We start from the raw sequence: 14,641 nt of genomic DNA, 5'->3' as shown, positions 1-14,641 counted from the left end.
CCCACCATTCATTGCAAGAAAAAATAATAAATCAATATCTTTGAAAAGAATAAGCAAATGACGATTCTGTTGCAAACAGAATATTGTTTTTAAATAAAATTATGGAACAGATTAAATTAATTGTGACGGACATGGATGGGACGTTTCTCAATTCCAGCCATGAAATGAGCCCTGAGTTTGCAGAAGTTTATAAAGAACTGAAAAAAAGAAATATTGTATTTGTACCCGCAAGCGGAAGACAGATGCCGGGAATTACCCATTACTTCGTAGAAATAGAAAGTGAGATTGGTTTTATTGCTGAAAACGGAGGGTATGTTATCTATAAAGATCAGGAGCTTTTTGCCGATACACTGGAATACAAATATATTGTTGAGATCATCAAAGCTGTTCGTGAAATACCAGGCGCCAAAGCTGTATTATCTGCTAAAAAAATGGCTTATTATGAGACCGAAGATCAGCAGTTTGTAGATTTTTTCTCAAAGTATTATACCGAAAATATGAAAACGGATGATCTTACGGAAAAAATTGATGATACAGCTTTTAAAATAGCAGTCTATCATCCTGATGGTTCAGAAAAACACCTGTATCCGGCTCTTAAAAAATTTGAAGAATTCGGTCTTGAGGTAGTTATTTCAGGAGCGCATTGGCTGGATGTTATGAATAAGGATATCAATAAAGGGAATGCTCTGAAAATCTTACAGAAATCTTTGGGTATTTCTCCTGAAAATACAATGGCTTTCGGGGATTATATGAACGATATAGAAATGCTGAAGAATGCCAAATACTCTTACGCCATGAAAAATGCGCATCCCAATGTAAAGCAGATCGCTAATTTTGAAGCATGTACCAATGACAGCTTCGGGGTTCTGAAAACAATTAAAGATTATCTGCATGTGAATTGATATTTCCTAAAACTATACTACCAGAAACACTATTAAATATAAGGATATGAACAAACCAAGCGCAAGAAAACCCGCCAAACCCTGCTATGAGCATATTGGAGGAAAATTAGGGCAGCTTCTGCTGGAACAATTTGTAGAGAAGGGCTGGATTGCCAAGGATAATCCTGCCGAACGGCAATATTACATTACAGATAAAGGAACAGAAGAATTTACAAAACTCGGGATTGACCTTTCAAAAATAAAGGGTGAATAAAAAGTAAAAAATAGTAGAACTATAAGGTTTTGTTTTTCAATATGTTATATTGTATTGAATAATAAAAAGATGAACCCTTGAAAGGTTCATCTTTGTTGTTTAGAAAAGTATTGATACTTATGATCTGATAAATTCCAAAAGGTCTTTATTAATGGTTTGATGTTCCGTAGTCGGCATTCCGTGAGGGAATCCCGGATACGTGATCAGTTTTCCGTTCTTTAACAATTTAATTGATTTTAATGCAGCATTGGCAATAGGAACGATCTGGTCATCTTCGCCATGCATTACCAAAACAGGAATATCCACTGCTTTTAAATCTTCGGTTAAATCTGTTTCCGAAAAGGCTTTAATTCCGTCATAATGGGCTACAATTCCACCCATTAATCCTTGTCTCCACCAGTTTCTCTGAACACCGTCTTTTATATTGGCACCTTCTCTGTTATAGCCGTAGAAAGGAAAAGTCAGATCATAATAAAACTGGTTTCTGTTATTCATAGTCTGTTCTCTAATGTTGTCGAAGACTTCCATCGGAACGCCGTCAGGATTATTCTCACTCTTCACCATTACCGGTGGAATGGCACTGATCAGAACCGCTTTCTTAGCTCTTCCATTCGAGTATTTATTCACATAGCGGATTACTTCACCACCACCTGTTGAGTGCCCGATGTGTACAACATCTTTCAGATCTAAAAATTCAACCAGCTCAGCGGCATCAGAAGCGTATTGTTCAATAGTGTGATTATAGATATTCTGGCTGGAACGCCCGTGACCTCTTCTGTCGTGGGTAACCACCCTGTATCCTCTCTGTAAAAAGAAAATTACCTGTGCATCCCAGTCATCAGATGATAAAGGCCATCCGTGGTGAAACATCAGTACAGGTCCTTCTCCCTGATCTTTGTAAAAAATTTCTGTTCCGTCTTTTAATGTTAATGTGCTCATGTTGTTTATTTTTAATGTTATGAATTGATTTTGTTTAAATATTTTCTGATTAATAGGCTGTGTTTTCACGTACCAACTGGAAAAGATCTTCTGCACCGCCATTGAATTTATTTCCGTTAATGAAAAAAGAAGGAGTTCCGTTCACTCCGCTGACGATACCGCTTTCAAAGTCTGTATCTATCTTTTCTACTAATTCCTTCTTATGAATATCAGCTTTGAATTGGGGAATATTTAATCCCAGTTTTTCTGCAAGCTTTAACGGAAGATCAGCATTCAGATATTCCTGGTTTTCATAAATAGCATCATGCATTTCCCAGAATTTTCCCTGCAAAGCTGCCGCTTCTGCTGCCAGCGCTGCTGTTCTTGCATACTGATGCATTTCTGACAGAGGAAAATTTCTGAATACAAATCTGATCTGATCTCCAAATTCCTTTAGTAACTCTTTAAGAACCGGATAGGCTGCTCCGCAGTAAGGACACTGATAATCCCCGTATTCTACAATGACTAAGCTGGCATCTGAGCTGCCCTGAGTGTGGTCAGCATTGCTGACTGATGGTTTAAGTGACATAATTATTTTGTGTTAAGGTTTTCTAATGCTTCTAAAATTCCGTCTGCACCAGGATTAATGGCGGTGGGAGAGAGGTAGCTCCATTCGATGATGCCGTCTTTATTGATGACAAAAAGGGCTCTGTTGCATTCTCCTTCTTCGTCATTGTAAACACCATATTTCCTGGCTGTTTCTCCTTTGGCTTCAAAGTCTGCAAGCAGTGGAAAGTGCAGGTTTCTGGATTGTGAAAATGCCAGGTGGCACCATTTGCTGTCTACGGAAATTCCGAAAATCTCCGCATCATATTTTTTGAAATACTTCAGCATTTCATTGTACAATGCCATCTGGTCACTGCACACCGGGCTCCAGTCTGCAGGGTAAAATGCAAGGATAACGTTTCGTCCTCTGAATTCGGATAAGGTAATCTTTTGATCCGGGGTTGCAAATAATGTAAAATCAGGCGCAACCATATTTTTTTGTAGCATAGGATTAGTTTTTAAATGTTGGAATTGGTATTGTGAATGCACAGATGAGCAGTAAGGCCGCCGGAAACATCAGTGTCCAGTTTCCTAAACAGGAGAGCAGGAAAGGAGCAACTGAAGCACCCGAGAGAAAGCCCATCCATAAGAATAACAAATGAAAAATATTCACTTTGTATTCCTTCCGCTCCTCTGCCTGATTACTCATGACAAACAGAGCAGCTGTTCTTGCCAGACTGTTTAAAGTACCTGTCACAAAATCGGTATTGATCTTTTGGTTACCTACCGATTTGACAATGGTATTCATAAGACCCATTGAGAAACCGATAACAGCTATAGACACTCCATTGGCAATATGTTCATAGTAATCACTGATGCTGTAAAGGATCATGATTCCGGAAACTGTGTAGAAGATCATCTTTGTGCTTCTGAGCTTCTTTGATAATGATAGACACGTTCCTGTATAAATCCCCGCCAGAAAAAAGGTGATTACAATGACAGAACTGATGATAACACCATATTTTTCACTGAAAATTGCTGCACCTAACTGGGTTGTATTGCCGCTCATAAAAGAAACGTAGGTTTTCCATTGTATCAGTCCTGTGGTATCTGTATATCCTGCGATAAAAGCCAGGAATACTGCCAGTTTCTCCTGCGTTCTGACGGTCTTGTCAGGGAGCAGGATTTTTGTTTCCGGAAGCACAGACGCTATTTTCCAGGTTTGATGAATACTTTCTTTTCCGGAAATTTCTCTATTTCTCCTTCCTTCAGTCCGAAATTGGTGATGACCACATCTTTAGGGTTTCCTGCCAGCCATTCGCTGATATCAATGGATTCATAGGTGCCGCTATTAAATCCGATCAATACCTTACAGACGGTATCTCCGGTATTTTTGATATAGTGCCCGGCTCCCATAGGTACATAGCCTACATCACCGGCATTGAACTGTTCTGTGACAGAAACTCCTTCCGCCAGGAATACCGACATTTCTGCCTGTCCGGATATAAAATACTGCCACTCATCTGCATTAGGATGCCAGTGCATTTCTCTTAAAGCGCCAGGCTGCAGCTCCAGTACAGAACCGGCCATTGTGGTGCTGATCGGAAATTCTTTACGGGTAACCAATCTCTGCAGTCCTCCACCAGGAATGATTCTTGGCTGCTGGGAATGCAGAGGATATCGGTGCAGGCTTGTCAGTTCAATGTCTGATTCCTCGGGACGGGCTGTGGCATTCACAGAGAGTTCATCAGGAATAACTCCCGCTGCAAAGTAAACCTCTTTCTGTGGAAGTTCTGCTACTTCTTCAAGGCTTAGTCCTAAATTCTGTGCAACGATTTCAGGGGGCATACTTGACACAAAATCTGTAACGCTGAAGGTATGGTCTTCGGAAAAATTACCGTTGTCAAAAATCAGAATGAAATGACATTCCTCTGTTCCGGTAGCCTGGATGGAATGTCCGTAGCCTTTCGGGAAATACCATACGTCACCGGGTTCAAAATTATCAGTATAACTTCGTCCGTCCGGATGTATAATTGTTGTACGTACCGTTCCTGAAATTACATACGCCCATTCTGCAGCATTGGCATGCCAGTGAAGCTCTCTCATGCTTCCGGGCTGTAATCTCATGGAAACTCCGGCAATACCTACAGAAGCAGGGAATTCTTTTACGGAAGCACCTCTTGTTGTACCACCGTCACTGGTACGCGGTTCCTTTTTTTCTAATTCGTATCTGAAACTTAATGATGATGGATTCATAGTATTATTTTTTCTGTGATTAATGCTCTTTGTTTTTGCTATTGTAAAGCTACTTCTGAATTTTACTTTTTCTTGATGTCATTCGGTGAAAAGGCAAAATGAGTCGTTGAGGATATAGAGGGTTGCTACTTTTTTAAAAAGGCTGGTTATATTGACCTGTCAGTGCTTTATTTTCAATGCTTTTTGCAAAGTTTGGTGTTTCTTCATGATTGTGGGCGTCAGAAGCAGCCTGTCTGGATGCGGCTGCATCTGCAAGGTTGATCCCATGATCTTTCATATATTCAAACATTTCTGGAGTAGCTGTCGCATGAATTTCATTGGTGTAAAGACAGGTGTTTTCGTCAATCTTTGTCGCTTTCAGCTCCCATAGAACCTGAACTTTTGTACGTCCGTTTTTTGTAATTGAATCAGAGATGGAAAGCATGCGGCAGTAATCGGGACGGTGAACATCTGCAATATAATGCTGAACCATCAGTGCATCCCCAATAGTTTCTACGTTTAAAGACACTGGTTGGCCATCAAAAGTAACTGAAATAGCAGCTCCGATATGCTGGGTAGAGCAGCGTTGGTATTCGGCGTCCGGCAGATTAAGGAGCCAGTCTGCGATATTCACTTTTTCAATGGGTGCATTGATGATGGCACTTACGCTTGAATGAGATAGTGCGTTTTCGGGAGTTTGTAAGATTTCCATAGTTGTTGATTTTGATTTTTATGTTATTGATGATGTAAAGCTACAAACCGGTTGTTTTAATTTTGCCTACTGTTCGCTCAACAGGCGAAAACAATCGTTGAATAAGCTGATGATGTTCAAACGATAACAGGGAACGCTCCTGAAACAAAAAAATCACTGTAGGTTACAGTGATTGATAAAGGATAGTTTTTAAATGTGGTTATTTATACAGCCATTTTTTGATCAGTCTCGTATAATTGGGCATGACGACAAATACCATCAGAAAAACAATGATACCCGAATTGATGAATCCATCAGAATAATGATTGGGTGGAATATATAAAAATCTTAAAAAAGGAATGATCAAAGCAGGAATAAGAACAGACAGCGGATAAATGGCGGACCAGGTTGCCAGAAACTGTTTCCAGCGTACCGGAACTTTATTCCCTTCATTTTCTGTCGTAAAAAGAAAATCAAGCCCGGATCTGATCTGATAATGGTCATTTTTTCTGAACAGCGGATTGGCTTTCTCAATGAGTTTTTTCCGGTTATCCGACTCCATCCAGCTTTTAAGATGATTAATCGTATCAAAACGGATAATGACAGTGTATACAAAAGTCAGATCGGGAATAGGACGAACAATCTGAAGATCAATAAAGCCTTCCGAATGCCTGGTGACAGGAATAATTTCGTCCAGCCATTTTTCATACTGTGATTGTTTTCCATCCAGAATATGATGGGTAATGACTACTGAAGCACCCTGATTTTCCATAACTGATTTTTTATGGGTTAATTTAATACGCTCTTTTATACTGCCACGGAATTTCTGTTTCAATACCTAATGTCTTGGCAGAATGAATAGCAAAATAAGGATCTCTCAGATGTTCCCGGGCAATGATTACCAGATCTGCATCTCCATTGACAATAATATCATTAGCCTGTTCTGCTTCCGTAATCATTCCAACAGCTCCTGTTAAAATCCCGGTCTGTTCTTTAATCGCTTTTGCAAAAGGAACCTGATATCCGGGAAATACCTTATCCTTGCTTACATTGGTAAATCCGCCGCCGGAAGCAGTAATGAAATCTACACCATTTTCTTTAAGGATCCTTGAAAGTTTAATGCTGTCTTCCAGAGTCCAGGCTTCCTCCGATTCTATATAGTCAGTAGAGGAAATTCTTACGAAAAGAGGCATCTCAGCAGGAATAGCTTTTCTGATTTCCTGAACGGTTTCTACAAGGAAACGGATCCTGTTTTCAAAACTTCCGCCATATTCATCCTTTCTTTTGTTGATCACTGCGGAATAAAACTGATGGAACAGGTAACCATGCGCTGCATGCAGTTCAATGGTATCAAAGCCTGCTTCAAGAGCATGAAGGGCTGCTTTAACAAATTTAGTCTTCAGTTCCTGAATCTCATCAATGGTGAGTTCTTCAGCAAAAACTCCGTTGAATTCCTGGGCAGAAGATGATTTTACCCTCCAGCCTCCTTCTTCCGGAGTGAGAGGTTTCATTCTTTCATTGGGATGTTTCAGGCTGCCTTTTCCTCCTGCATGCCAGAGTTGAATTCCTATTTTGGCATCCTGTTCATGCACAAAATTTACGATGTTTTTCCAGGCATTTTTCTGTTCATCGTTCCAGATTCCTACATCGGATAATGTAGCCAGACCTTCTTCTGAAACGGCTGTACATTCGGTAAGAATCAATCCTGCACCGCCAACAGCCCTGCTTCCAAGGTGAACGAGATGCCAGTTGCCGGGAACTCCGTTTTTAGCGCTGTATTGCTGCATAGGAGATAGTGCAATCCTGTTCTTTAAGGTAAGACTGCGAATGTGTATGGGTGAAAATAAATTCATTTTTTCTTATTTTTAAATTGTTTTTGAGAATGCTTCAGCTTCGGAAACTGCTTCTGCCAGAACTTTCTGTACTTCTGTCAGTATTTTTTGCAGATCAGTATTTTCTGCTGATGCTGTTTCAAGAATATCAAGTCTTTCCTTTAACAGAGGATGTAATCCCATGATGGCAATGCTGGATTTCAGATCATGAGCCCACAGTTTCATCCCTGAAAAATCCCGGTTTTCATAAGCTGTTGTCAATTTCTGTAGATGATTGGGAATATTCTCAATAAACTGTTGAGTGACCATTTGTTCGAAGCTTTTGTCACCGCCGCTTACCGTGTGCATATAAGTGAGATCAATATACTGATAGTCAGATGATGGATTTTCGGTTTTCTTTTCGTTTTTATTATTTTCTTTAAACCCTAGTTTCGAAATCAGCATAAACAACTCTTCTTCATTGACAGGCTTAGGAATATATTCGTTCATCCCACGGCTCAGGCATCTTTCTCTTTCTCCTGCCAGCGCATGGGCGGTCATTGCGATGATCGGAATATCCAGTCTGAGTTCTTCCCGTATTTTCTGGGTGGCAGCATAGCCGTCCATCTGCGGCATCTGTATATCCATTAAAACCAGATCGCATGCATTGCTTTTGAGATAGCTTACTCCTTCAAGACCATTCGATGCAATATGAAAATCAATATTCCACTGGGAGAGCAAATGTTTCATCAGGCTTTGATTGATCACATTATCATCAACCACCAATACTTTCAGGGGCGTATTGGACTTATCTTTAAAATAGTGGGGATCAACAGCTGGAATGACAGTAAGCTGTTCCTCAGCAATTCCGTAAGGAATATAGAAATGAAATGTAGTTCCTTTGCCTTGTTCACTGCTTACTTCGATGTTTCCGTTTTGCAGTACAATTAGGCTTTTCACTATGGATAAACCTAATCCTGTTCCACCGTAATTTCTTGTCGTTGAATCTTCTCCCTGATTGAATCTTTCGAATATTTCAGTAAGCTTTTCTTTGTCAATTCCTATTCCCGTATCTGAAATTTTAAATCCCAGAACAGCTTCGTTCTCTGTTTGCTGTTTACTGTAGATTTCAACAGAAATATTTCCCTGATGAGTAAATTTTATGGCATTTCCGATCAGGTTCACTAAAATCTGCGTCAGTCTTGTGGCATCTCCCACCAATGTGTCAGGAATTGAAGGATCAATCGTACTGGAAATGGTAAGTCCTTTTTCTTTGGCCCGTTCTGTAAAAAATGTTTCTACGGAATTAACGAGACCGTTAATGCTGAAAATTCCAGGGGTAATGCGCATCATCCCGGCTTCTATTTTAGATAAATCCAGAATGTCATTGATGATCGCCATCAGGTTTTCTCCGGAACGCTGTATGGAAGAGACAAATTCTGCTGAGGTTTCATCCAGTGGGCGTTTTTGCAGCAGATTGGTAAACCCGAGAATTCCGCTTAAAGGAGTTCTGATTTCGTGGCTCATATTGGCAAGGAAATTTTCTTTGGTCTGTGCTGCTACCAACGCTTTTTTCTCGGCAATATCAAGTTCGCTTATAAGTAACCTCTGGCGTTTGAACTGTCTGAGAATGTGATATCCAACGACAGAACCGCTCAAAATCAGTAAGATCAGTAAAGAAATATCATAGAATCTTGCTTTTTGCCCCATTTCTTCACTTTTCTGGCTGAGTTCAACCATATTCAGCTTTCTGCTTTCATATATTTTAGCCGTGATGCTGGTGATTTCATTAGAAATTTTTCTTGCACGCGGATTGGCAATGGAGGTATTATCATCCATGTTTCCAACAGAAAGATAACGGTGCAGGAGTTTATCTTTGGTTGTTTTCTTTTCCATGGCAAGAACGCTTAATCTGTGAATCAGCTTTTCTTCCTCGGCATTTACATTGTCCTTGGAAAGAGAATCCAGGAAATTTTCAATCTGACTGATTTTTTGGTCAATGCCTTCAAGATGGGTGGTATCATTCGTTGCAATAGACGCCCTGATTCTGCTTTCCACTCCAAGAATATCACGGTCAATCTCCCGTAAATGATTGCTTGAACGCAATTCGCTCAGCAAGGTATTGTTATTCTGAATCAGCGCTTTGGTATTTCCTGCAGAATTGAGCTGAACAGCTATCAATAGGAGTGAGCCCGCAATAAATGTCAGGATAATAAAATAGCTGAATCGTTTGTTATCCATTACTGAAGATATGTTTTTCATAATTAACGGTCTGATTTTAAGATAAAATACCGGTAAAAAGTCAAGATGGACCCGGAACTGTTCACGGGCTTAAATCAAGCCGAATTTAAATGTTTGATTGCCTGTAACGGCTAAAAGACATTCATTCGTGTATTGAGAGCTTTTCTGTATGCGTCTGCCACAGGAATGAATTTGCCATTGATCATAATACCGCCGTCCTGCAGGGTGTCAATTTTGCCTACTGAAACAATATAGGAACGGTGAACTCTTATAAAATGATCCTTGGGAAGACGTTCTTCAGCCGTTTTCATTTTGCCGTGAATGGCAAACATCTTTTCCTTGGTGTAAAATTTTACATAATCACCCATAGCTTCTGCATAGAAAATATCATCCAGCTTTAGGCGCCTTGTAATATTGGAATCCCTTACAAAAAGAAACTCATCCCTTGTGATTTCAACATTTTCTTTTCTGCTTTCAAGAATCGTCTGTGCCTTGCTTACAGCCTGCAGAAATCTTACCGGCATAATGGGCTTCAGAAGGTAATCTGCAATATTAAGCTCAAAGGCTTCCAGTGCATATTCTTTTTTCGAGGTCGTGAAAATAATGATGGTCTCTTTACCGGAAAGCGTTTTCGTGAGCTCAATTCCTGTCATTTCCGGCATTTCTATATCGAGAAATATCAGATCGACGGAATTGGACTGAAGATAATGATAAGCTTCTATAGCATTGGAAAACTCGCTGACGATGGAAAGATCCGGAACCTGTTTGGCGAGGTGTGCTAATGTTGTTCTTGCAATATCATTATCATCCACGATTAAGGCTTTCATAGGTATAGTTGTTTATGATTCACACAAAGATAATTATAACTTTTTTATTTTGTGTTATCTGAAATAGGAACGGATCATCCAGGCCATTTCTTCATGGGTTTCCATCAGGCCTGTAATAAAATCGCTGGTACCGTAATCTTTATACTTTTCTGCAAATGGAGTGATATTTCCGCGGAGAAATTCGATAATGCTTTCATGATCACTCAATAAATCCTTCATGTATCCCAGACCATCGTTTGTTCTTTCACTGTATTCCGTTAAATGAGTCAGTTCCAGATAGATTTTCATCGTGGCCGGTGCATAATGTCCGATTTTACGCATTCTTTCTGCAACGCTGTCAATAAGTTCATCCAGTTGTTTGTATTGTTCTTCAAAGAAAATGTGATTGGCATGGAAGTTATCTCCGGTTACGTTCCAGTGGGCATTTCTTGTTTTAATGTAAAGCAGTGTTTCATCTGCCAATAATTTTGCTAATTGTTCTGCAACAGCTTCTGTGTTTTTTTCTGTAATTCCGATTTTTGTTTTCATAATAATAAGATTTTAGTTGAGCATTATTGCTTTTTTCTGATGTAAAGGTCAGCCATAATCCTATAAAACGATCGGTATTTTCGGCGAACGGGCAGAATCAATCGGTGAAAAGCGGACAATCTCCGCTTTCCATAAGTTTCAGAATAATATAACAGATAATTTTATCAGCTGAGATGCTTCTTTAAAAAGGCAAGACTTCCTTCTGCCAATGTTTGAGCATCATAAGGTGATTTCTGCCATAATGAAACCTTTTCCTGCATTTCCGGAATTGAGGAACTGAAATTTTCAAGAACGAGATTCCCTTCAAAATTGATTTTTTTCAATGCAGAGAAAAATTCTTCCCAATTGATGGTTCCCTCTCCAAGCATTCCCCGGTGAGACTCTGTAACATGAACGTGCTTCAGCATTTTTCCGGATTTGATAATCGGGTCATAAAAATTATCTTCCTCGATATTCATATGGAAGGTATCAAGGTGAAGGAAGAGATTATTTCGGCCCGTTTTCTTAATAAGTTCAAGTACATTTTCTGCTGTATTGCAGACATAGGATTCATAGCGGTTAATAGGTTCTATGGCGATATCTATACTTTTGGCCTGGGCGTAATCCGCCACATTGCACCACACATCAGCAATGATTTCTTTTTCGTTTTCTGTGAGTGGTTTTCCGGTAAAAACATCGATTCCGCCATGCAGGACACCAGCCAGAAGATGGGTTTCCAACTCATATACTTTATCGATGGCTTTTTTGATAAGCTTTTCCGCAGCTTCAGGCTCAAACGCAATATGAGCATCTTTGGGAAGATTCAGCGAACATACTGCTTCCAGATGATTGTCTTTCAATTGTTTTTTTACGGTGACAGCGTCAAAATCCATTGATGTGGGTAACAGTATTTCAATCAGATCAAACCCGGCCTGAGCGGTTTTTTCTATTGCATATTTTCCTGATTCTGCATTCCATAACGGTGTAATCCAGGAGAGTAGGGAAGCCCCTAATTTTATATTCATTATATTTTTTTTATTTATTTTAAAAAATCCACCATTCCGTTCTTATTCCGAAATAAGTCCCGAATCTTTGGGCTCCTGACTGCTGTAAAAACGGTGAGTAAAGACTGTTCATCGCCTCATCATTATACCTTGACACTTCTGCAATCAACCGGATGTGGGGTCTTGCCCATACACTTCTTTCCGCAGTAGGTACGATGGTAGGAGCTAAAACCAGCTTCATCATCGATGCAGCATCCTGCGTTCCGTTTTTTCGGGTGGCATAATGGAACTCAGAAAGGATATGAAACCAGTTGTTGAAATAATAGGTCGCTCTTATACCGGTATTAAACTCTGTTTTTTTGTTGAAAATTTCACGGTTATAATAGTCCATCGCTTTATCAGTACTGGCTGATCCTCCCTTACTTTTGGTGAAAACTGCATAGGGATTAAGTGACCAGCGGTTTGAAATATTCCAGAGGAAATGTTCAACAACCGTAAAAGAGTAAGCTCCTTTATACGTTTTTGCGACCTCATCAGGAGCTCCGTAGGTTCGCCAGGTCTGTGTATTACCATTATCACCTCCATTGGCAATTCCGGTCCCGTATCTTACAGAAAACTGATTGAATGAACCCGGAATTGTAGTTGCAATATCTGTATTTAATTTAGCTCCAAAAACCCAGCCCTGATCCGATGGGTATTGCTCTACAGAATTTTCTCCTGATTTTTCTACATGATGAAATTCCGCCATCAGTTTCAGCTTGTGTTTTGTATTTTTAAATGGCAGCGTCTGCTCAAGGACAAAAACTTCTCTTTGTCTGTAGATCAGGTTTTTTGATCCGCTGATCACATTGGTGTAAGAATAAGGAGTGGAGTTGCTGGCCACGGTATCAATAGCCGCCGGGAAAAATATGGAAAATCGTGTGTTTTTGTGCCTTACACCCCAACCGGTTGCCGAATGGTCATCAAAATAAAAGTAATCTGCAATGTGAATGTCATCATATCTCAGCCATCTTGATCCTGCCCAGACATCCCAGTCACTTCCCATAATATTTCTGGCTTCTACAAAGGCTTCCGGCAAGGCAATAATCATCCCCTGATTGGATTTTGAGTCTACATTTCCCAGAAAAGTTCCTCCTGAATAAAAGCTCAGTCTTGCCTGCATATCGATCTTTGTACTTTTTGTACTGTCACCGTTCACCACAGGGCTAAAATGGAAGGCTGGTAAGAAATCTACGTAATCTCCCTGATCCATTCTGCCTCCTAAAGATCCCTGATTGTTCAGATTCAGTTGTCTCCCGGTTTTGCCATCAGCATTTGGAGAATAACCAGCTCCGATTCTTCCTGTTGTCCCAAAGGAAAATTTTTTGTTGGTTATTGTGATCTGGGCATTAATTCCCCTTCCGGCGCATATAAGTAAAATGCCCCAGGCTAATAAAAGCTTTGTTTTCATAGGGATTATTTAAGTGTTTTGGGCTTGTAGAATTTTAATGCAAATAATAAAATAACGACATAGCAGAGAATAGGAAGGAGATAGGCATGGGCAATGTCTTTTTCTGCAATTCTACCCATAATCGGAGGGAAAACAGCACCTCCAAACATCGCCATAACCAGAAATGAGGAAGCCTGCTGAACTTTTGACCCTAATCTTTTAAGTCCAAGACTGAAAATGGTAGGATACATTACACTCAGGAACAGGTTGAGCAAAATAAGGCTTATAAATGATACCCATCCGAAACTTTGGGAAATAATAAGGCACAGAATGATGTTACATGCGGTAAAAATAGCCAGCAGTTTGTTGGGAGCAATGAATCTCATCAGGAAAGTCCCGATAAATCTTCCGATCATCATCATCGCCATACTTAAAGAAAAATAATAAGAAGCCTGTATCTCCGGAAGGTGCATTTTTTCTACCCCGTAATTGATAAAATAGGCCCATGTCCCGCCCTGTGCGGCAATATTAAAGAACTGGGCAATAACGGCAAATATAAAATGTCTCTGCTTGTAGAGCGGTGCGTGCGGATCTGATACAGACTGGTCTTCTCCTTTTTCATTGTCTGAAGTGATGATATCTTCAGCATGAGGGTCTTTAAGGTCCGGTACTCTGATAAAGCTGAAAATTATGGTAATCACGAGAATGACAATCCCAATCCATGTATAAAGATTTTTAACTGAATCCAGGGATCCTGATCCTGAATTAGGCGTCCCGAAAATGAAATATCCTCCCAACAAAGGACCGATAATGGCTCCCAATCCATTAAAAGACTGTGCAAAATTAACCCTCTGATCACTCGTTCTTTCATCACCAAGAGCTGCTACAAAAGGATGGGCTACTGTTTCAAGGGTTGCCATCCCCATCGCAAGGACAAAAAGAGCTAGTCTGAAAAAATTAAATGAGGAAGTGTCGGCGGCTGGAATGAACAGAAAGGCTCCCAGTGCGAAAAGCGAAAGCCCTAGTATAACGCCTAATTTATAACCAAATCTTTTCATAAAAAGGCCCGCCGGAATCCCCATGAGTGCATAAGCCCCGAAGATGGAAAGCTGTACCAAGCCAGATTTGGATTTCGAAATATGGAGGACATTCTGAAAATGCTTATTCAGTACATCACCCATGGTAAGCGCAATGGCCCAGAAGAAGAATAAGGACGTAACAAATGACAGGATGATGTAATATTTCTTATCTGTAAATTTTGGAGTATTCATATCGTA

16 protein-coding genes are annotated in these 14,641 nt (G+C 40.0%); 2 read left to right on the top strand and 14 right to left on the bottom strand.

Translation table 11 applies throughout. From position 1 onward, the window contains the following. Positions 1 to 101 precede the first annotated feature (101 nt). Positions 102 to 902 carry an HAD family hydrolase gene (locus tag A1704_RS01610; protein WP_062669826.1) on the top strand — a complete coding sequence of 267 codons (801 nt, stop codon included), beginning with the start codon at positions 102 to 104 and terminating at the stop codon, positions 900 to 902. A gap of 46 nt (positions 903 to 948) precedes the next feature. Next, positions 949 to 1,155: a hypothetical protein gene (locus A1704_RS01605; protein ID WP_062669825.1), complete on the top strand. Its 207-nt coding sequence runs from the start codon at positions 949 to 951 to the stop codon at positions 1,153 to 1,155. A 117-nt stretch (positions 1,156 to 1,272) separates the two neighbouring features. Here A1704_RS01605 and A1704_RS01600 read toward each other — a convergent pair whose 3' ends face one another. The 14 genes from A1704_RS01600 to A1704_RS01535 all read right to left on the bottom strand — a co-directional run bounded on the left by A1704_RS01600 (position 1,273) and on the right by A1704_RS01535 (position 14,635). Further along, positions 1,273 to 2,094 carry an alpha/beta fold hydrolase gene (locus A1704_RS01600; RefSeq protein ID WP_062669823.1) on the bottom strand — a complete coding sequence of 274 codons (822 nt, stop codon included), beginning with the start codon at positions 2,092 to 2,094 and terminating at the stop codon, positions 1,273 to 1,275. A 49-nt stretch (positions 2,095 to 2,143) separates the two neighbouring features. Beyond that, positions 2,144 to 2,662, bottom strand: a complete 519-nt coding sequence (locus A1704_RS01595; RefSeq protein WP_062669821.1) for a DsbA family protein — start codon at positions 2,660 to 2,662, stop codon at positions 2,144 to 2,146. A gap of 2 nt (positions 2,663 to 2,664) precedes the next feature. Further along, the gene (locus A1704_RS01590) at positions 2,665 to 3,126 is read right to left on the bottom strand and encodes a redoxin domain-containing protein (protein WP_062669819.1); all 462 of its coding nucleotides are present in this window, start codon (positions 3,124 to 3,126) and stop codon (positions 2,665 to 2,667) included. A 4-nt stretch (positions 3,127 to 3,130) separates the two neighbouring features. Beyond that, positions 3,131 to 3,823 carry a YoaK family protein gene (locus A1704_RS01585; RefSeq protein WP_062669816.1) on the bottom strand — a complete coding sequence of 231 codons (693 nt, stop codon included), beginning with the start codon at positions 3,821 to 3,823 and terminating at the stop codon, positions 3,131 to 3,133. 5 nt (positions 3,824 to 3,828) lie between these two features. Further along, the gene (locus tag A1704_RS01580; RefSeq protein ID WP_062669814.1) at positions 3,829 to 4,875 is read right to left on the bottom strand and encodes a cupin domain-containing protein; all 1,047 of its coding nucleotides are present in this window, start codon (positions 4,873 to 4,875) and stop codon (positions 3,829 to 3,831) included. A gap of 133 nt (positions 4,876 to 5,008) precedes the next feature. Further along, entirely contained in the window at positions 5,009 to 5,566 is a 558-nt protein-coding gene (locus tag A1704_RS01575) for a hypothetical protein (RefSeq protein ID WP_062669812.1), read from the bottom strand. A 199-nt stretch (positions 5,567 to 5,765) separates the two neighbouring features. Continuing rightward, positions 5,766 to 6,317 (bottom strand): antibiotic biosynthesis monooxygenase, encoded by a 552-nt coding sequence (locus A1704_RS01570; protein WP_062671539.1) that lies wholly within the window; start codon positions 6,315 to 6,317, stop codon positions 5,766 to 5,768. A 22-nt stretch (positions 6,318 to 6,339) separates the two neighbouring features. Next, positions 6,340 to 7,398, bottom strand: coding sequence for an NADH:flavin oxidoreductase/NADH oxidase (locus tag A1704_RS01565; protein WP_082798677.1), 1,059 nt, complete (start codon positions 7,396 to 7,398; stop codon positions 6,340 to 6,342). Positions 7,399 to 7,410: 12 nt separating this feature from the next. Beyond that, positions 7,411 to 9,618: a hybrid sensor histidine kinase/response regulator gene (locus A1704_RS01560; protein ID WP_062669808.1), complete on the bottom strand. Its 2,208-nt coding sequence runs from the start codon at positions 9,616 to 9,618 to the stop codon at positions 7,411 to 7,413. A gap of 110 nt (positions 9,619 to 9,728) precedes the next feature. Then, positions 9,729 to 10,424 carry a LytR/AlgR family response regulator transcription factor gene (locus tag A1704_RS01555; protein ID WP_002978774.1) on the bottom strand — a complete coding sequence of 232 codons (696 nt, stop codon included), beginning with the start codon at positions 10,422 to 10,424 and terminating at the stop codon, positions 9,729 to 9,731. Positions 10,425 to 10,478: 54 nt separating this feature from the next. Then, the gene (locus A1704_RS01550) at positions 10,479 to 10,952 is read right to left on the bottom strand and encodes a Dps family protein (protein ID WP_002978775.1); all 474 of its coding nucleotides are present in this window, start codon (positions 10,950 to 10,952) and stop codon (positions 10,479 to 10,481) included. A gap of 164 nt (positions 10,953 to 11,116) precedes the next feature. Further along, the gene (locus tag A1704_RS01545; RefSeq protein WP_062669806.1) at positions 11,117 to 11,956 is read right to left on the bottom strand and encodes a sugar phosphate isomerase/epimerase family protein; all 840 of its coding nucleotides are present in this window, start codon (positions 11,954 to 11,956) and stop codon (positions 11,117 to 11,119) included. 19 nt (positions 11,957 to 11,975) lie between these two features. After that, positions 11,976 to 13,385 carry a carbohydrate porin gene (locus A1704_RS01540; RefSeq protein WP_062669805.1) on the bottom strand — a complete coding sequence of 470 codons (1,410 nt, stop codon included), beginning with the start codon at positions 13,383 to 13,385 and terminating at the stop codon, positions 11,976 to 11,978. Positions 13,386 to 13,390: 5 nt separating this feature from the next. Further along, positions 13,391 to 14,635: a sugar MFS transporter gene (locus A1704_RS01535; protein WP_062669803.1), complete on the bottom strand. Its 1,245-nt coding sequence runs from the start codon at positions 14,633 to 14,635 to the stop codon at positions 13,391 to 13,393. Between the last annotated feature and the right edge of the window lie 6 nt (positions 14,636 to 14,641).

The organism is Chryseobacterium cucumeris (assembly GCF_001593385.1).
Classification (GTDB): domain Bacteria; phylum Bacteroidota; class Bacteroidia; order Flavobacteriales; family Weeksellaceae; genus Chryseobacterium; species Chryseobacterium cucumeris.
The sequence above is the reverse complement of the archived record's forward strand: the minus strand, read 5'-3'. Positions and strand labels throughout refer to the sequence as shown.